Here is an 18814-nt window from a genome sequence, read left to right as displayed (position 1 = left end):
CTCAACGCTCGCGCGTGGCGCTGAACGCGATGTCGGGATTCTTTTCCTGTTGATAGCCGATGTCCCAGGCCGAACGCGCCATGAACACCGGGTTTCCGTCGCGGTCCTTGGCCAGGTTGTTCATCGAGATCCGCTTGAACGCCTCGAGCGCATCGGCAGGGCCGGTGATCCAGCGCGCGGTATCGAACGGCGACATCTCGAGCACCGCCTCGACCTTGTATTCGGCCTCGAGACGGCTGATCAGCACCTCGAGCTGGAGCTGGCCGACCACGCCGACGATCCACTGGCTGCCGATTTCGGGGTAGAACACCTGGATCACGCCCTCTTCGGACAGGTCATCCAAAGCCTTGCGCAATTGCTTGGTCTTGGTCGGGTCCTTGAGCTGCACACGGCGCAGGATTTCGGGCGCAAAGTTGGGAAGGCCGGTGAAGCGCACGTCGTTCTTTTCGGACAGGGTGTCGCCCACGCGCAGCGTGCCGTGGTTGGGGATGCCGATGATGTCGCCGGGCAAAGCCTCGTCGGCCAGCTCGCGGTCCTGCGCGAAGAACAGGATCGGCGAATGCACCGCGATCGGCTTGCCATGGCCCGAGGGCACCAATTTCATGCCGCGCTTGAACGTGCCCGATACCAGCCGCATGAACGCGATGCGGTCGCGGTGCTGCGGGTCCATATTGGCCTGCACCTTGAAGATGAAGCCGGTGACGTCCTTGCGGGTCGGCTCGACAGCTTCGGGCTGCGCAGGCTGGCTGCGCGGCGGCGGGGCGTGATCGGCGATGGCGTTGATCAGCTCCTCGATGCCGAAGCGCTTGAGCGCCGATCCGAAATAGACCGGGGTCAGGTCGCCATGGCGATAGGCCTCCAGATCGAAGCTGGCATAGCCGCCCTGGGCGAGCTCGGCCTCCTCGGTCAGCCGCGCGAGTGCCTGCGCCGACAACACATCGGCGAGCTTCGGGTCGTCGATGCCGGTGAACTGCGCGGGCTTGTCGTCATATTCGCGGCTTGGCCCGCTGGGCTGCATCAGCTGGTTGCGCGCGAAGTCGTAAACCCCTTCGAACTGCCCGCCCATGCCGACCGGCCAGCTCATCGGGCACACGTCGAGCGCGAGCGCGTCTGCGACCTCGTCGAGCAATTCGAACGGATCGCGACCCTCGCGGTCGACCTTGTTGACGAAGGTGATGATCGGTACGCTGCGCAGTCGGCAGACCTCGAACAGTTTGCGCGTTTGAGGTTCAATACCCTTGGCGGCGTCGATCACCATGATCGCCGAATCGACCGCGGTCAGCGTGCGATAGGTGTCTTCGGAGAAGTCTTCATGCCCCGGCGTGTCGAGCAGGTTGAAGGTGATGCCCTTGCGCTCGAAGGTCATCACCGAGGAGGTGACCGAGATGCCGCGCTGCTGTTCGATCTTCATCCAGTCCGACCGGGCGCGTCGGGCAGCGCCGCGTGCCTTCACTTCACCCGCGAGATGGATCGCGCCGCCGGTCAGCAGCAGCTTTTCGGTGAGCGTGGTCTTGCCCGCGTCAGGATGCGAGATGATGGCGAAGGTGCGGCGGTTGAGGGCGGTCATATCGGGGGCTTTGCTGATTATTACGGAAACCTGCGAAGCCGGGCGTCCGTGTTCTTATGGTTGCGTCTGGCGGGACGGTCCGGTGATGGGCCGGGACCGTGGGGGACGGCTAGCTCTCTAGCAGCGTCACATCCATCCGCAAACGATGCTGTGCGTTCGCGGCGAGCGTCATCACCCCGGGCTTTTGCGTGAAATCGCCAGCGAAACCGAGCGGGTCGGCAATCCCGGCCCAAGGTTCGATGCACAGATAGCGCGCACCGGGCTTCTGCCAGATTCCCAGCATCGGCGTATCGGGGAAATCGATGCGCAGGCGCGGCTCGCCGGGGACGCCATATATGAGCGATCGGCTGGCGAGCTGGTCCCAGATCAGCGCATCGGCTTCGAAATCGGAGTGAGTGGGCGCGTAGATGTTGCCCACCACCGGGCTGGGCTGCGTTTCGGGCAAGACCAGACCCGTTGCCAGGTCCAGCCGCCGGATGGGCGCGGGCTCGTCGCGTTCGAACACCACGCGGTGATCCTCCGCCGCGCCGCCATAAGGCAGCGGCCACGCGAAGGCGGGGTGATAGCCGAAGCTGAACGGCATCTCGGTATCGCCCAGATTACTGACCGTCGCGGTCATCGCCAGCGTCGCGCCTTCGAGCGCAAAGTGCATGTCGAGCCGGAAATCGAACGGATAGTGCGCGCGCGTCGCCTCGCTGGCCTCCAGCCGGAACAGCGCGTTTTGCGCGTCCGCCTCGAGCAGCGCAAACTCCGACCGCCGGGCAAAGCCGTGCTTGGCCATCGCATAGGTCTGCCCGTCCAGCCGGTACCGGTCCCCTGCCAGCGCACCGACGATCGGGAACAGCAAGGGCGCACGTCCCGTCCAGAACGCCGGGTCCGCATCGGTCATCAGCTGGCGGCCCTGCGCATCGGCCAGCGACCACAGCTCCGCGCCCAGCGGGGCGATGGTGGCGGTCAGCGTGTCCGAGCGGAGGGAAACCAGATCAGCCACGCAGCTCCGCCCCGAGTTTCGCCGCCGCCTTGACGATCGCGTCGGCAATGGCTTTCAGCTCCTCGTCGGCAAAGCTCTTGTCCACCGGCTGCAGCGTTACCTCGATCGCGAGTGAGAGCTTGCCTTCGGGCACGCCGGCGCCTGCGAAGCTGTCGAACACACGGGCATCGGTGATGTGCTTCTTGTCCGCGCCCTTGACTGCGCGCACCAGATCACCCGCCGGAACGCCCGCATTGACGAGGAACGCGAAGTCGCGGGTCACGGCCTGCAGCGCGGGGGGCGCATAGGCCTCGCGCATCGCAGAACCGCGCGGTTTGAGCGGAATCCCGTCAAGGAACAATTCGGCGACCATCACCGCCCCGTGCACCGGTTTGAAGCCGAAGGCCTTGGCGGTCCCGGGGTGCAGCGTGCCATAGGCAGCGAGCACGTTCTTGGGCCCAAGCCGCAGCGTCGCCGCCTGGCCGGGGTGATAGTGATCGCCGGGGCCTGCCGCGTCGGGCGCGAAGTCCATCAGCTTGGCGGCAGGCGCGCCCGCCGCATCGAGCAGCGCGAGCACTTCGGCCTTGACGTCATGAGCGGTGAAGGCCTGCGCCTTGCCGCCACGCCAGTCGCGGCTGATCTTGTCGCCCGCAAGCACAATGCCGAGCGTCGCGCGCTCGATGCTGGTGCCGTCCTCTGCCTTGAAATAGCGCCGTCCGATCTCGAACAGCCGGACAGAACCCGCGCCGCGATCGAGGTTGCGCTTGGCAGCAGACAGCAAGCCGGGCAGCAATGAGGGCCGCATGACCTTGAGGTCTTCGCTGATCGGGTTGGCGAGCGTCCAGTCGCCGCCGCCGAAGGGTGCGGCCTCTTTTTCCGAAATGAACGACCAGTTGACCGCCTCGTTGAGCCCGCGCGCCGCCGCCAGACGGCGCACGCGCCGCTCCTGCAGCTGCGCGGGGCTGGCGGTGGGCTTGGCGACACCGGGCAGGCGCGGCAGCGGGGTCGAGGGGATCGCATCGATCCCGGTGATCCGCACCACTTCCTCGACGATGTCCGCCTTGCCTGCGACATCGCGCCGCCATGTCGGGACGGTGATGGTCCACGGGGTAGCGCTGCTGTCGATACCGAAGCCCAGGCGCTCGAGGATCGCCTTCTGCTCGTCCGCCGCCACATCGATGCCGCCGAGCGCGGCGCAATAGGCCGGGTCGTAGGATACCGTGCGCGGCTCAGCCGGAGCAGCCCCGGCGCGGGTGATCTCGCTCGCCGTGCCGCCGCACAATTGCGTGACATAGGCGGTGGCAATCGCCAGCCCATCGTCGAGAAACGCAGGGTCCACCCCGCGCTCGAAACGCTGGCGCGCGTCAGAGGTCAGCATCAGCTTTTGCCCGGTGCGCGCGATATGCTCGGGGTCGAAATAGGCGCACTCGATCAGCACGTCGGTGGTGGTCTCGGCGACGCCCGAATGTTCGCCGCCCATGATCCCGCCGATATCGTGGACCTGGGCGTCGTCGGCGATCACGGTCATGCTGGTATCCAGCGTGTAGGTCTTGCCGTTGAGCGCGAGCACCTCTTCGCCGTCCTTCGCCTTGCGCGCGACCAGCCCGCCCGAGAGCGTGCTCATGTCATAGACGTGCAGCGGGCGGCCCAGATCGATCATCACATAGTTGGTGATATCGACCAGCGTCGAGATCGGCTTCTGCCCAACGGCCTTCAGCCGCGCCTGCATCCAGTCGGGTGCGACGCCATTGGTGACACCCTTGACGGTGCAGCCGTAGAATGCCGGGCAACCGTCCGCATCCTCGGTGCGCACATCGGGCCCTGCGCCCACGCGCGCCACATCGGCGATAACCAAGGGCTTCAATGTGCCGATCCCCGAGGCGGCCAGATCGCGCGCGATGCCGCGCACGCCCATGCAATCCTGCTTGTTGGGGGTAACAGAGACGTCGATCACCGGATCGTCGAGCCCGGCATAATCGGCAAAGCTGGTGCCGACCGGCGCATCCTGGGGCAATTCGATGATGCCGTCGTGATCCTCGCCCATTTCGAGCTCGCGATATGAACACATCATGCCGAAGCTTTCGACATCGCGGATCTTCGCGGGCTTCAATGTGAAGGCGGGGCCGGGGACATAGGTCCCGGGAGGCCCGAACACCCCGACGAGACCCTGACGCGCATTGGGCGCGCCGCAGACGACCTGCCAGGGCGTGCCCGACCCGTCATCGACCTTGAGCAGCCGCAACTTGTCCGCATTGGGGTGCGGGCCTGCCTCGATGACGCGCGCGACCTTGAACGGGCGCAGCACGTCGGCGGGGTTCTCCACGCCTTCGAGCTCGAGCCCGATCGCGGTCAGCCGATCGGTGATTTCAGTCAGCGAAGCATCGGTATCGAGATGCTCCTTGAGCCAGGACAATGTGAACTTCATGCGCCGACTCCTCCGCTCAGCGTGGGGACATCGAGCGACGAGAAGCCGTAATGCTTGAGCCACCGCAGATCGCCGTCAAAGAACGCGCGCAGGTCGTCCATGCCGTATTTAAGCATCGCCAGCCGGTCGATGCCGCAGCCAAAGGCAAAGCCCTGCCACTCATCGGGGTCAAGCCCGCAATGCTCGATCACCTTGGGGTTGACCATGCCGCTGCCCAGAATCTCCATCCAGCCGCCTTTGGGCCCGGTGGGATCGCCGCCGATCACGCGGCGGCCTTTCTCGACCGTGAAGCCGACATCGACTTCGGCCGACGGTTCGGTGAACGGGAAATAGCTCGGGCGCAGCCGCAGCACGATGTCGTCGCGCTCGAAGAACGCCTTCACGAAGGTCTCGAGCGTCCATTTGAGGTGCGCCATGGTGATGCCCTTGTCGATCACCAGTCCTTCGACCTGATGGAACATCGGGGTGTGGGTCGCGTCCGAATCGCTGCGATAGGTGCGGCCCGGCGCGATGATACGGATCGGCGGCTTCTGCGCCATCATCGTGCGGATCTGCACCGGCGAGGTGTGCGTGCGCAGCAGCATCTCTTCGCCCGCAGCGTTGCGGTCGGGGAAGTAGAAGGTGTCGTGCATCGCGCGCGCCGGATGCGTCTCTGGCATGTTGAGCGCGGTGAAATTGTACCAGCCCGACTCGATCTCGGGTCCGGTGGCGACAGCAAAGCCGAGGTCGGCGAAGATCTCGGCAAGCTCGTCCATCACCTGGCTGACCGGGTGCACCGAACCCTGCGGCGTGGCGGCGGCGGGCAGTGTGAGGTCGATGGCTTCGGCGGCAAGGCGGGCGTTGAGCGCTGCGCTCTCCAGAGCGTCCTTGCGTGCGGCGATTGCGGTGGTCACCGCCTCGCGCGCGCCGTTGATCCGCGGGCCCTGTTCCTGCCGCTCCTCGGCGCTCATCGCCCCGAGCGTCTTGAGCAGCCCGGAGATCGCGCCCTGCTTGCCCAAAGCGGCGATGCGGATCTCTTCGAGGCCCGCAAGGTCTGCGCCGGCGATCTGCGCCAGATAGTCCTGCTGCAACTGTTCAACGTCGGCCACGGTGTGATTTTCCCATCTGTCAAATTCCGTGCGCGAGCCGTAGTCACGGGGCCCGCCACAAATCAACCCCTGCCGGTGCGTGGCGTGCTTTTCATGAGGCCGCGCAAGGTGCTATCATCGCGGCGAGGACCGGGCACAGACCCGGCCACGGTTGGGGGACGATCGCCGATGAACCTGATGCTGCTGTTCGCATCGCTGGCTGCAATCCTTGCGGTTGCAGGACTGGTCTGGCTGCTTCAACTGGGCGAGAACCGGATCGGCGATGTTGCCGACGCCGCGCGGATTGCCGAGGAGCAGATCGCGGGGTTCGAATCGGGGCCGGTGCTGATGTCGGGCGATGGCGAGGCGGCGCTGATCGAAGGCACCGACGGGCGTATCGTCCTGCTGAAGCGGCACGGCGCACATTGCGCCGGGCGGGTGCTCGCAAAGCCCTTGCGTGCGCACCGCTGCAGCGGGGGGTGGAAGGTGGAAACCGGCGATCCGCGCTTCGGACATGTTTCACTCAGCCTTTCGAAACAGGATGAAGACAAGCTGCTGACAATGATGTAAGCAGGCGTCCATGGCCGATCTGCCCAACCCGACCGAGCTCGCTATCCCGGCATTCGTGCTGCTGATCCTGATCGAGATATGGTGGGTGCGGCGGCGCGACCGCAGAGCCTATGAGCCGCGCGACACGCTGACATCGCTGGCGCTGGGGCTGGGCAGCACTGTCGCCGGTGCGCTGACCGGCGGGCTTGCGCTGCTGATCGCGTTTCAGGTTTACGAACACCGCATTTTCGACATCGGCTGGGTGTGGTGGGCGTGGCCGGTCGCGTTCGTGCTCGACGATTTCGCCTATTACTGGTCGCACCGGCTGGCTCACCGCGTCCGCTGGATGTGGGCGGCGCATGTCGTCCACCATTCGAGCCAGCATTATAACCTTTCGACCGCGCTTCGGCAGACCTGGACCGGATTCTTCACCCCCGGATTGCTGATCGGACTGCCTTTGTTCTGGCTGGGTTTCCATCCTCTGATGGTGGCGTTCTGCGGCGGATTGAACCTCATCTATCAGTTCTGGATCCACACCGAGGCGGTCAAGCGGATGCCGGGCTGGTTCGAGGCGGTGATGAACACGCCCTCGCACCACCGCGTCCACCACGCGATCAACCCGCGCTATCTCGATTCGAACTACGCCGGGGTCTTCATCATCTGGGACAGGATGTTCGGCACCTTCGTGCTCGAGCGCGACGATGAGCCGATCCATTATGGCATCGTCAAGCAGCTAGGCAGCTTCAACGTGCTGTGGGCGGCGTTCCATGAATGGATCGCCATCGCCCGCGACATGTGGAGCGCGCCGGGGATTGGCAACAAGCTCAGTTATCTGCTGCGCCCGCCGGGCTGGAGTCATGATGGCAGCCGCGAGACCAGCGATACGATCAAATCGGCCTGGGCCGCGCGCCAGCAGCGGCGCAACGATCCGGGCGAACCCTATCCCGGTGGGAGCCTGACCCCTGCCGAGTGAATGACCTGAATCGAGAGGGCCGACAAAAAAGAGCCCCAAAGGAGAGAGCATGAACGAATTTGACATCATCGTCATCGGTGGCGGGTCCGCCGGGTGCGCGGTTGCCGGGCGGCTGAGCGAGGACGCTTCGCTGTCGGTCTGCCTGATCGAGGCTGGCGGTCGCAACAATGGGGTGCGGGTCAAGACCCCCGGGTTCATGCCTTTCCTGCCTGCCAACACCAACTGGAAGTTCGATACCGTCCCCCAGCCGGGCCTCAACGGGCGCACCGGCTATCAGCCGCGCGGGCGCGGGCTGGGCGGATCGTCGGCGATCAACGCGATGGTCTATATCCGCGGCAACGCCTGGGATTACGACAATTGGGAAACGCTGGGTGCAACCGGCTGGAGCCACAAGGATGTGCTGCCCTGGTTCCGCAAGTCCGAAGGCAATTCCCGCGCCGGGTCGTCCAAGGAGTTCGACGCGCATCATGGCGGGGATGGCCCGCTGTCGGTGGTCGACCAGAAATGGGCCAACCCCGGCAGCCACGCCTTTGTCGAGGCGGCGCGTCGGCTGCAGCTGCCGCTCAACTCCGATTTCAACGGGGCCAGGCAGGAAGGCTTCGGAATCTACCAGACCACGCAGAAGGACGGCGAACGCTGGAGCGCCTCGCGCGCTTATGTCGAGCCCGCCCGGGATCGCGCCAATCTGGATGTGCGAACCCACGCGCTGGTTCGCCGGATCATCATCCAGGATGGCCGCGCACGCGGGGTGGAATATGAGCGCGCCGGCAAGGTGGTGCAGGTGTTCGCGCGCGGCGCAGTCGTGCTGTCGGCCGGCGCTTTCGGGTCGCCACAGATCCTGCAATTGTCGGGGATAGGCCCTGCGGCCATGCTCAGGCAGCACGGTATCCCGGTGCTCGCCGACCGCGCCGAGGTGGGCGCGAACCTGCAGGACCATATCGACTATGTCTCGGGCTTTGCCACCAAGTCGAACGACAGCTTTGGCAGCTCGCTCGCCGGGACGATGCGCATGGCGCGCGCGGTGGTGGAACATCGCCGCAAGCGCACCGGCATCCTCACCACCTGCTGGGCCGAAGCCGGGGGCTTCTGGAAGGTGATGCCCGATGCGCCAGCGCCCGACGTGCAGTTCCACTTCGTCCCCGCAGTGCTCGAGGACCATGGCCGCGAGAATGTGAAGGGCCACGGCTTTTCGTGCCACGCCTGCGTGCTGCGCCCCGAGAGCAAGGGCACGGTGACGCTGAACAGCGCCGACCCCGCAGCCCCGCCGCGGATCGATCCCAATTTCCTCGCCGACGACCGCGATATGGCGGTACTGCGCGCAGGCGTTCGCTTCATGCACCGCATCTTCGAAACCCCGCCGATGTCGGATTACAACCCGGTCGATCGCCATCCGGTGGATCTGTATAACGACGCGGCGCTCGACACCCTGATCCGCAACCGCGCCGACACCGTCTATCACCCGGTCGGCACTTGCCGCATGGGTTCGGACGAAGCCAGCGTGGTCGATCCCAGGCTCAAGCTGCGCGGGGTCGAGGGGCTGTATGTCGCCGATGCCAGCATCATGCCCAAGATCGTCAGCGGCAACACCAACGCGCCCAGCATCATGATCGGCGAACGCTGCGCTGCGTTCGTCGCGGAGGATCTGAAGGTGGGGGCAATGGTGGCTGCGTAAGGCGATCAGATCCTCCCCCAGCTCGCCGGGGGAGGATTTAAAGAAGACTTCGCCCTTCCACCTGAACACCCTCTCGGCTAGTTGAACCGGGATGAGCCAACCTCCCTCCGACAGCGCCCCCACGCCGATGATGGCGCAATATCATGCGCTCAAGGCCGAGGCGCCCGATTGCCTGTTGTTCTATCGGATGGGCGATTTCTTCGAGCTTTTCTTCGATGATGCCAAGGCGGCGGCGGCAACGCTCGATATCGCGCTGACTTCGCGCGGGGCGCATGGCGGGGATCCGGTGCCGATGTGCGGTGTGCCCGTGCACAGCGCCGAGGGATACCTCGCACGGCTGATCAAGGCTGGCCACCGCGTCGCGATTGCCGAACAGACCGAAACGCCCGCCGAGGCCAAGGCGCGTGCCGGATCGAAGGCTTTGGTCGCGCGCGCGATCGTCCGCTTCGTCACAGCTGGCACGCTGACCGAGGAATCCTTGCTCGATTCGCGCAGCGAAAACCGGCTGGTCGCATTGGCCAGCGCCGAGGGCGGCTATGGCCTGGCGATGTGCGATATCTCGACCGGCAGGTTCGAGCTGATGCAGGCGAGCGCCGACGATCTGTCCGCGGAGATCGCGCGGCTTTCCGCAAGCGAACTCATCCAGTCCGATCGCACCGACCCGTTCACCGATGATGCCATCCTGCGGCCCTCGGGCGCATTCAGCAGCATCGAAGGCGAACGGCGGCTCAAGGCACATTTCGGCGTCGCAACGCTCGATGGCTTCGGCAGCTTCAGCCGCGCGGAGCTCGCAGCAGCGGGCGGTCTGATGGCCTATCTCGAGCATGTCTCGCGGGGCAATATGCCGTTCCTTGCTCCGCCGCGGCGGCACGAGGTTGCGCAGCATATGGCGGTCGACGCGGCAACGCGCGAAAGCCTCGAGATTCTCACCAGCCAGCAGGGCGGGCGCGCAGGGTCGCTGGTGCATGCGATCGACCGCACCGTTACCGGCGCAGGCGCACGGCTGCTCGCCAGCGATCTGGGCGCGCCGCTCACCGACATCGCCGCGATCCGCGACCGGCTGGCGCTGGTGCAATGGTTTCACGAGGATTCGCTGCGCCGCGACGGCGTGCGCGATGCCTTGAAGGCGATTCCCGATCTGGCGCGCGCGCTGGGCCGGGTGGTGGCGGGACGCGGCTCCCCCCGCGATCTGGGCCAATTGCGCGATGGCCTGAGCGCCGCGCGGACGCTGCGCGAACGGCTGGCGCGCGGCGATGACCTGCCGCCGTTGCTCAAGGCACTGCTACCCGACATGCAGGGCCATGGCGCGCTGGTCGAGCATCTGCAGCGCGCTTTGGTCGAGAGCCCGCCGACCGAGCGCGGCCAGGGCGGCTATGTCGCGCGCGGCTATGACGCGGCGCTCGATGCGCTGCGCGACACCTCGGGCAACGCTCGCCGCGCGATTGCCGCGCTCGAGGCGGACTACAAGGCGGCGACCGGCGTGCAGGCGCTCAAGATCCGCCACAACGCGGTGCTCGGCTATTTCATCGAGGTTCCCGCCGCGCGCGCGGATGCGCTGATGAAGCCCGACAGCGGCTTTGCCCACCGCCAGACGATGGCGGGCGCGGTGCGGTTCAATTCCCCCGCGCTGCACGACGAGGCGATGCGCATCGCGCAGGCGGGCGGTCATGCGCTGGCGGCAGAGGAAGCGCATTTCGAAGCGTTGTGCGAGGAGGTGGTCACATCCCGCGACGCGATTGCCCGCACCGCAGCCGCGCTTGCGCGGATCGATGTCGCAGCCGGCCACGCCGCGATGGCCGCAGAAGGCGATTATGCTTGCCCTGAACTGACGCAGGAACCGTGCATCGCGATCCAAGCCGGACGCCATCCTGTGGTCGAGGCGGCGTTGCGCAAGCAGGGCCAGGCGTTCGTCGCCAATGATTGCGCGCTGTCCGAGCGCGACCGGCTGTGGCTGGTCTCGGGACCGAACATGGGCGGCAAGTCGACCTTCCTGCGCCAAACCGCGCTGATCGTGCTGCTCGCGCAGGCAGGCGCGTTCGTTCCTGCGCGCTCGGCGCGGGTCGGTATCGTCGACCGACTGTTCAGCCGGGTGGGCGCATCGGACAATCTGGCGCGGGGGCGCTCCACCTTCATGGTCGAGATGGTCGAGACCGCCGCCATCCTCTCCCAGGCCACTGAGCGCTCGTTCGTGATCCTCGACGAGGTCGGGCGCGGCACATCGACCTATGACGGGCTCGCGCTCGCCTGGGCGATTGCCGAGGCGGTGCACGACACCAACCGCTGCCGCTGCCTGTTCGCGACGCACTATCATGAGCTCACCCGGCTCACTGACCGGCTCGATGCGCTGTCGCTGCACCATGTCCGCGCGCGCGAATGGAAGGGCGATCTGGTGCTGCTGCACGAGCTTGCCGATGGCCCGGCGGATCGCAGCTACGGCTTGGCCGTCGCCAAGCTGGCGGGGGTGCCGCCCGTGGTTGTGGCGCGCGCAAAATCGGTGCTGGCCAAGCTTGAGGCCGGGCGTCAGGCGACCGGAGGGCTGGCCGCGGGGCTCGATGATCTGCCGCTGTTTGCCGCAGCGCTCGCCAAGGAGCCCGAACCGGTCGATGCGCTGCGCGAGGCGCTGGCGGGGATCGATGTCGACAATCTCAGCCCGCGCGATGCGCTGGAGGCGCTGTACCGGCTCAAGGGATTGCTTGGGTCATAAAGGCTGGCGCAGCCGCCGCGAAATTGGCCGTTCTCACCATTTGTAAAACCGGTTATTCTGCAACGGGTTGAGGGCACACGCGCGATGGCGATCTTGCAGACATGGGTGATGGTGGCTGCGCTGGGCGGTGTGGGAGAGGTTGCGCCCTCCGTGCCGCAGGTGATCGCGCTGTGCGAGGCCGCAGCGCCTGCCGCCGGTGCTGCCCTTGCGTTGCCAGAGCAGACCAACCGGGCCCGAACGCTGATGCGCGGCGGCGCGGATGGCGCGGATGCGGCGCTCGCGCTGCTGCTCGCCGCTGCGGCGGATTCTTCAGTGCAGGCGGCTGCCGACATCCGGCAGATCGCGGAATATTGCCTCGTCGCGGGCGAGGCGATGCGCCGCGCGCGCTCGGGTAGCCAGTCGCGCGCGCAGGATTTTCTGCGCACCGCGCTGATGCTGGCGGACCGGGCCGGCGACGCTCCGCTCGCCGCGCGCGCCGCGTGGGAGGCAGCGCTGGCCCAGGCCGGTGGCGCGCCGCCCAGCCAGCCGGGCGTGCGCAAGCGCGGCGGCGCAATCCGGCGCGCGGGCGAGACACGGGCCGTGGCTGGATGCGGTGATCCTGCAGCAATTGGCGAGGCAGGCGGCCGCAGGCTGGAGGCCGCGTTTGCCTGTGCGCTCTACCGCGCCGTGCTGGCAGGCGATGCGCGGCTGACGGCGCTCTCCGCGCTGCGGCTGGCGCGGTTGGAAAAGGCACGCAAGGCCGATGTTGCCGCGCATCTGGCGACGGGCCTCGGCTCGGCCGCCGGTATCGCGGACACATCCGAACGCGCTGCGCTGCTCCGCTCTCTGCTGATGCTGGCGTGCGATGCGGGGCTGTGCAACACCGATATGGTTCGTGATGGCGTACAATCATACGCCTATCTGGTACAGACAGGATCGGGTGATGCAGCCGCGCTTGCCGCGCTGCAGGGGCGGATCGCGCTGGCGCAAGGGGAGGGTGCGGCAGCGCGGGCGGCGTTGCGCAAGGCGGTGTTTATCGAAAGCCAGCAGCCGCTGCCCCAGCATCTGCCACAATACAGGCTCACCCTCGCCGATGCCGAGCCCGAACGCGCAGGCGAGCATGTGCTCGCCGCGTATCGGGCCCTAGAGCGGGTGCGCACCGTACTGATGCCGGTCGATCCCTTGAGCGAGGAAAGCCGGTTCGATCTGGTGGTGCGCCCGGTGTTCGAGCGCGCGATCGCCACCACGCTCGCATTCGCGGGGGATGACGCAAACACGCTGGGGCAGGCGCAGCGGATCGCAGAGGCCTATCGCTCGGCCGAACTGCAGAACAGCCTGGGTGCCGAGTGCGTGCCGCTGCGCAATCCGGTGACGCCCGCCGATCTGCTGCCGGGCGAGATATTGCTCTATCCGCTGCTGCTCGAAGACCGGGTCGAGCTTATCTATGCCACCGGCGGTCAGGGCACGGGGGCGGGCGAGCGCCGCTATCGCCGGATGCCGCCCGATCGCAGCATCAACCGCGCCCAGATCACCGCGCTCGCGCAGCGGATGACGGCATCGCTGAGCGGCGAGAGCAGCGACTGGGAGGCGGCATCGCGCGCGCTTTATGCGGCGCTGATCGCGCCGATCGCAGACCAGTTGCAGCTTGGCGGCACGCTGGTGATCGTTCCCGATGGGGCGCTGCGCCAGATCAGCTTTGCCGCGCTGATGGATGCGAAGGGCACCTTCCTGATGGAGCGGGTGCAGCTTGCCGTGGTTCCCGCGCTCAGCTTTGCCGCGCCCGGCAGGCGCGATGTCGACCCGTCGATCATCGCAGCCTCGCTGGAAAAGGAGATGGAGCTTGCCGTCGGGCGGTTCAGCAGGCTGGAGGGCACCGCGGCGGAGGCGGCGATGGCGGCGGGCAGCGACGGCGTGCTGCTCACCGATTTCAACCGCGCATCGCTCGCAGGCGCGCTGGCGCGGCGTCCAGCGAGCGTGCTGCATCTGGCCACGCATGCCGCGTTCAACGGCCGCACCGAACGCTCGTTCATCGTCGCCAATGGCGAAGCGATCACGCTGCCGGATCTGCGCGCAATGCTGAGCGCCAACCAGCTGCGCGGCGAAGCGCTGCAGCTGCTGGTGCTCAGCGCATGCGAGACCGCTGTGGGAGATGACGACCAGGCGATGGGGCTGGCAGGCGCAGCGGTCGAGGCGGGCGCGTCGAGCGCGCTGGCATCGCTGTGGGAGGTCGATGATGCGGGGACTGCGGCGCTGATGGAGGCGTTCTACAGGCATTATCGCGCGGGCGTCGGCCGCGCCCGTGCGCTGCAGATGGCGCAGGTCGATCTGGCGCGGGGGCTGGACGGGCAATGGGCCGATCCCGGCATCTGGAGCGCGTTCACTTTGGTGGGGAGCTGGCGATGAGACGCTGGCTGATCACTAGTACGGCGCTGGCGCTCGCGGCGGGCGCGATGCCCGTGGCGGCGCAGGACGCGTTGACCACGCAGACCGCGATCGCCCCCGATACGCTGCCCTCGCTCAGCACCGGCACGACCGCCACCACCGACGGGGCGACCACGACCATCGGCGGCGGGGTGCGGGCGGGCGACAACCTGTTCCACAGCTTTGCGCGCTTCAGCCTTGGCCCGGGCGACATCGCGCGCTGGACCGCGAGCGATTCAGCTACCATCCGCAATGTCATCAACCGCGTCACCGGCGGCGAGCGCTCCTTCATCGCGGGGACTATCGACGCGAGCGCGATGCCGGGGGCGGACTTTTACTTCATCAACCCGGCGGGCATCGTCTTCGGCGATGGCGCGTTCGTCGATGTCGGCGGCACCGCGCATTTTTCGACCGCGCACCAGCTCGGTTTTGCAGACGGTACCGTGCTGGTATCAGGCACCGCATCGGGCTCGACCTTCAGCATGGCAGACCCTGCGCGCTTCGGTTTTCTGGGCGGAAACAACCAGCCGATCGCTTTCCTGGCCACCGGCGAACTGGGCGACGGGCTGGCGCGGGGGGTGGCGGCAAGCCGCCTGACGCTGAGCGCCAGCGACATCACATTTGCCAGCGCAAGCCTTGCCGCTAGCACGCTGGCGCTGCGCGCGGTGGGGCAGGGGCGGGGCAATGTCGGGATATCCGTAGCGCCCGACCAGGGCCTGCGCGGCGGACGCATCGATCTCGACGACAGCAGCATCTTCATCGACACCGGCGGCCATGTCGCGCTGGCCGCGGGCAGCCTGCGGCTCGACACGTTCAGCGAGATCGGCGTGATCACCAGCGCCAGCGGACGGCCCGCGATCGACGTGCGCGCCGACCTAGTTGATCTTGTCAGCGGTGAACTTCGCGTTAGCGGCGTGGCGGGGCTGGCCGAACGCGGCGGCGACATCCGGGTTCGCGCCAGCGATCTGATCGTGCGCCGCCAAGGCGCGATCCGAACCGAATCGATGTTGGCAGGCGGCGGGGGCACAATCCTGCTCGACGGCGATGTGGTGCATATCGATGGCGGCAGCGTCACCGCGACCGGCCTGTCCGCACCCGGCCAGTCGGTGGGGGATATCGTGGTCCGGTCGCGGCTGCTGAAGATCACCGAAATCGGCCTGCTGTCGACCACGCTGTTCCAGGCGACCGGCGACACCATGCCCACCGGCACGACGGGGAACATCGTGATAGACGCCGGCCGGATCGAGATCGACAGCACAGGGTTGATCCTCGCGCAGAGCCAGTCGAGCACCGCATCGGGGCCGGGCAGCATCACCATCCGCGCCGACAGCATGGCGATCGGTCTGGGGCTGGTTTCCACCGGCACCGCCAGCTCCACCGCCGCCGGATCGATCGACATCACGGTACGCGGCCTGCTCGAGTTAACCGGTTTCGGCGGCATCCAATCGGTCAGCCAGGGGCTGGGGGATGCCGGTTCGATCACCATCCGCGCCGGGGCGATCCGGATGGTCGACGACATGGGGGGGCCATCGATCTCCTCACAGACCGAGTTGCCGCGCGCGCAGGAATTCACCCGGCTGAGCGACTATACCGGCTCTGCGGGCCGCATATCGATCGTGACGGACTCCCTCGAGATGATCGGTCGCAGCACAATCACGACCTCCAGCGCGAGCCTGGGCAATGCCGGAGACATCGCCATCACGGCTGGCAGGATATCGATGTCGGGCGAGGCGGAGATCACCTCTTCGGCCCAGGTGCTGCAGGTTCCGCCATCGCGCGAGGAATTCGAGGCCGATCCCGACCTCGATCCGGTGCTGAGGATCGTGCCGGGTCCGGGCAGGGCGGGGACGATCACGCTCGCCGTCGCCGACACGTTTACCATGGCGGGAGGCACCATCTCCACCGCGACCCAGGGCTTTGGCGATGCGGGAGCCGTCACGGTGGCCGCCGATCGCATCCTGCTCGGCGCCGGGAGCCGGATCAGCTCGGATGCGGGCGGCCTTGCGCCCGGCCAGGCGGGCACCGTGGTGCTCATCGCGCGGCAGATCGCGCTGGCCGACGGGGCGGAGGTCACCACTGGATCGGCCAATGCCACCACCGCCGGCGGCGTCGCGCTGGTGGCGGAAGACAGTATCACCATCACAGGTATGGGCAGCCGGGTGGCGAGCACCAACAGCGCAGCCGGCAGCGGCGCAGCGGGCAACATCATGGTTTCCGCGCCGCGTATCACTCTGGGGCCGGGCGGGCTGATCACCACCAGCTCGCTGGCTGGCGCGGCGGGGCGGATCGACCTGCAGCTTCCCGACACCGGCATCCTGCGGCTCGCGGGCGGGGCGACCCCGGCGGGAATCGCGACGTCGTCGGGCCCCGGCACCGGCGGGCAGATCACGATCAGCCGCCCCTATGCGCTGATCGCGGATGGCGGGCGGATCGAGGCTTTGGGGCAGCAGCGCGGCGCGAACGTCCAGCTCGCCACCGATTTCTTCATCCGATCGGCAGACAACAGCAATCTGTTGCTGGTCGATGGCGATCTGGTGGTCGACAGCCAGGTCGGCAACGTCAGCAGCGGTATCGACACGCCGGACATCAGCTTCGGCGATGCGGCGGGCGTGCTTGCGGGCCAGTGTCGCGCGGCGCGCAGCAGCGGATCGGTCAGCCGCCTTGCGATCGATGCCGTCGGCCCGCTGGCGCTGGAGGGTGCCCAGCCTGCCGCCGACGGAGGATGCCGTTGACCCTCGCGCTGGCGCTCGCGCTGCAGGCCGCGCAGCCTGTCGCACCGCCGTGCGATCCCGCAGCGGCAGCATCGGCCGCCGATGCGGGGATCGTAACCTTCTGCGCGGTCGAGGTGCATGCCGAGCCTGGCGCCATCGCCATTGCGACCACGGACAGCGATGGGCTCGACTTTGGCGGCTTTCAGGTCCGCTATCGCAAGGGCGACCGGCTCGACGGGCAGTGGGTGCGCGAGCAGGTAATCGCCAACGGGCTGATCCAAACCCCGGTGCCGCTCGACCGCATTGCCGCCGCCGTCCAGCAGATCAGCCTGGCCTATGTCCGCAACGGTTTTGTCAATTCGGGCGTGCTGATCGACCCTGCGACCGATCCGACCGGTGCATCGCCGCTGGTGCTGCGGCTGGTGGCGGGGCGGTTGGGTGAGGCGGGCGTGGCCGTGGAGTGGCAGGACGGACACCGGCGCGGACTGAGCGCGCGCTATGTGCTGGCGCGGATGCCCTCGGCGCGCGTCTGGCCGCTCAATGGCCTCGCCATCGAGCGCGATTTCCGCACGCTCGCCGCCGATGATGCGATCGCGACGGTGAAGGCCGATCTGCAGCCCGGCACCCGGCCCGGCGAGGCGCGATTGGCGCTGCTGGTCGATCCCGCCCCGCGCTTTGCGGTGCAGGCGAGCATCGCCAACAGCCGCTCGCCCGCGGTGGGGGGTCTGCGCTTCGGCACCGGGCTGGCGGTACGCAACGCGCTGATGCCCGGCGACCGGATCGCGTTCGATGCCGGGCTCACCGCCGGACTCCCCGATGTGCTGGCGGACTATTCCGCACCGTTCGTCCACCCCGCGCTCACGCTCGACGTGCGCGGCGGGTACAACCGCGCCGCGGTGGTCGATGCACCGCTTCGCAACCTCAACATCCGCGCGCGCGACTGGTTCGTCGAAGGCGGCTTCGGGCTCACCGTGTGGCAGCGTCCGCTGTCGCCCGCCTCGATCGATGGCGGCGCGGAAACCAGCGCGCAGTCGCTGGTGCTGCGCGCAGGGCTGATCCACCGCGAGACCCGCACCTTCCTGCTTGGCCAGCCCTTTTCGTTCAGCCCCGGATCGGTGCGCGGTCTTGCGGAATACACCGCGCTGCGGCTGGGCGCGGAATGGACCCGGCGCAGCTCGGGCACCGTGTGGATCGCGCAGGCCCGCTTCACCCGGGGGATCGAGGGCAGCCGATCGGACGTCGTCGGCATCGTTGCTCCATCGCCAAGGTTTCGCAGCTGGTCGGGCCAGATCAGCCACGCCCGCCGTCTGGGCCGCAGCGGGTTCGAGCTGCGTGCGCGGCTCGCCGGGCAATATGGCGAAGGTGCGCTCTATGCCGGCGAGCGCTTCGTCGCTGGCGGCAGCCAGAGCGTGCGCGGTTATCGCGAGAGCCTGCTGCTCGCCGACCGGGGGTTAACCGGATCGGTGGAGCTGGCGAGGCCACTGATGCTGGGCTCGGGCGCGAGGGGTCCGCTGGGGCTGCGCTGGGGCAGCTTCACGCCCTCGATCTTTGCCGATGGCGCGCTGGCGCGCAACGCCGATGCCGCATTCCAGCCGGTTCCGCGCGAGCTCGCCAGCATCGGCGCCGCGATCGCCTGGACCCCGGCGCCGTCGCTGACCGCGCGCGTAATCTATGGCCATGCACTGATCGATGCGCCGGTCACCGGCAGCCGCGACATCCAGGACGATGGCCTGTCCTTTGCGCTCGCCTGGAACCTTGAGTTTTAGGGACCGGCGG

Annotated in this window: 11 protein-coding genes; 7 read left to right on the top strand and 4 right to left on the bottom strand. The window is 67.5% G+C overall.

The genetic code is table 11. The features are described 5' to 3' along the window. Window position 1: 1 nt before the first annotated feature. From B5J99_RS03010 to pheS, 4 genes are all read right to left on the bottom strand, one after another. Window positions 2-1567 carry a peptide chain release factor 3 gene (locus tag B5J99_RS03010; protein ID WP_054133931.1) on the bottom strand — a complete coding sequence of 522 codons (1566 nt, stop codon included), beginning with the start codon at window positions 1565-1567 and terminating at the stop codon, window positions 2-4. A gap of 109 nt (window positions 1568-1676) precedes the next feature. Next, window positions 1677-2558, bottom strand: coding sequence for an aldose 1-epimerase family protein (locus B5J99_RS03005; RefSeq protein WP_117351427.1), 882 nt, complete (start codon window positions 2556-2558; stop codon window positions 1677-1679). Further along, entirely contained in the window at window positions 2551-4962 is a 2412-nt protein-coding gene (gene pheT / locus B5J99_RS03000) for a phenylalanine--tRNA ligase subunit beta (protein ID WP_117351426.1), read from the bottom strand. The genes B5J99_RS03005 and pheT overlap by 8 nt, the downstream gene beginning before the upstream one ends. Beyond that, window positions 4959-6050: a phenylalanine--tRNA ligase subunit alpha gene (gene pheS, locus B5J99_RS02995; protein WP_117351425.1), complete on the bottom strand. Its 1092-nt coding sequence runs from the start codon at window positions 6048-6050 to the stop codon at window positions 4959-4961. Before pheS ends, pheT begins: the two co-directional genes overlap by 4 nt. A 168-nt stretch (window positions 6051-6218) precedes the next feature. Here pheS and B5J99_RS02990 point away from each other — a divergent pair, with 168 nt between their 5' ends. From B5J99_RS02990 to B5J99_RS02960, 7 genes are all read left to right on the top strand, one after another. Further along, window positions 6219-6599 carry a hypothetical protein gene (locus B5J99_RS02990; protein ID WP_054133935.1) on the top strand — a complete coding sequence of 127 codons (381 nt, stop codon included), beginning with the start codon at window positions 6219-6221 and terminating at the stop codon, window positions 6597-6599. A gap of 10 nt (window positions 6600-6609) precedes the next feature. Further along, on the top strand, window positions 6610-7551 hold the full coding sequence (locus B5J99_RS02985; RefSeq protein WP_117351424.1) for a sterol desaturase family protein: 942 nt from the start codon (window positions 6610-6612) through the stop codon (window positions 7549-7551). 49 nt (window positions 7552-7600) lie between these two features. Continuing rightward, window positions 7601-9223 (top strand): GMC family oxidoreductase, encoded by a 1623-nt coding sequence (locus B5J99_RS02980; protein ID WP_069050776.1) that lies wholly within the window; start codon window positions 7601-7603, stop codon window positions 9221-9223. Window positions 9224-9314: 91 nt separating this feature from the next. Beyond that, window positions 9315-11927, top strand: a complete 2613-nt coding sequence (gene mutS / locus B5J99_RS02975; RefSeq protein WP_054133938.1) for a DNA mismatch repair protein MutS — start codon at window positions 9315-9317, stop codon at window positions 11925-11927. A gap of 84 nt (window positions 11928-12011) precedes the next feature. Then, window positions 12012-14309, top strand: a complete 2298-nt coding sequence (locus B5J99_RS02970) for a CHAT domain-containing protein (RefSeq protein WP_117351423.1) — start codon at window positions 12012-12014, stop codon at window positions 14307-14309. Then, window positions 14306-17059, top strand: a complete 2754-nt coding sequence (locus B5J99_RS02965) for a two-partner secretion domain-containing protein (RefSeq protein WP_162892425.1) — start codon at window positions 14306-14308, stop codon at window positions 17057-17059. Before B5J99_RS02970 ends, B5J99_RS02965 begins: the two co-directional genes overlap by 4 nt. After that, a complete protein-coding gene (locus B5J99_RS02960; RefSeq protein ID WP_162892424.1) occupies window positions 17056-18804 on the top strand; it encodes a ShlB/FhaC/HecB family hemolysin secretion/activation protein in 1749 nt (582 codons plus the stop codon). The genes B5J99_RS02965 and B5J99_RS02960 overlap by 4 nt, the downstream gene beginning before the upstream one ends. The last annotated feature ends 10 nt before the right edge of the window (window positions 18805-18814 follow it).

Source organism: Blastomonas fulva (assembly GCF_003431825.1).
Taxonomy (GTDB): Bacteria; Pseudomonadota; Alphaproteobacteria; order Sphingomonadales; family Sphingomonadaceae; genus Blastomonas; species Blastomonas fulva.
Note: the sequence above shows the minus strand (reverse complement) of the source record. Positions and strands in the feature narration are given on the sequence as shown.

What these genes read in the sequence shown, in the direction of transcription:
- mutS (WP_054133938.1), top strand. Translation starts at nt 9,315, where the DNA reads ATGAGCCAACCTCCCTCCGACAGCGCCCCCACGCCGATGATGGCGCAA.
- B5J99_RS02965 (WP_162892425.1), top strand. Translation starts at nt 14,306, where the DNA reads ATGAGACGCTGGCTGATCACTAGTACGGCGCTGGCGCTCGCGGCGGGC.
- B5J99_RS03010 (WP_054133931.1), bottom strand. Translation starts at nt 1,567, where the DNA reads ATGACCGCCCTCAACCGCCGCACCTTCGCCATCATCTCGCATCCTGAC.
- pheT (WP_117351426.1), bottom strand. Translation starts at nt 4,962, where the DNA reads ATGAAGTTCACATTGTCCTGGCTCAAGGAGCATCTCGATACCGATGCT.
- B5J99_RS02980 (WP_069050776.1), top strand. Translation starts at nt 7,601, where the DNA reads ATGAACGAATTTGACATCATCGTCATCGGTGGCGGGTCCGCCGGGTGC.
- B5J99_RS02990 (WP_054133935.1), top strand. Translation starts at nt 6,219, where the DNA reads ATGAACCTGATGCTGCTGTTCGCATCGCTGGCTGCAATCCTTGCGGTT.
- B5J99_RS02970 (WP_117351423.1), top strand. Translation starts at nt 12,012, where the DNA reads ATGGCGATCTTGCAGACATGGGTGATGGTGGCTGCGCTGGGCGGTGTG.
- B5J99_RS02985 (WP_117351424.1), top strand. Translation starts at nt 6,610, where the DNA reads ATGGCCGATCTGCCCAACCCGACCGAGCTCGCTATCCCGGCATTCGTG.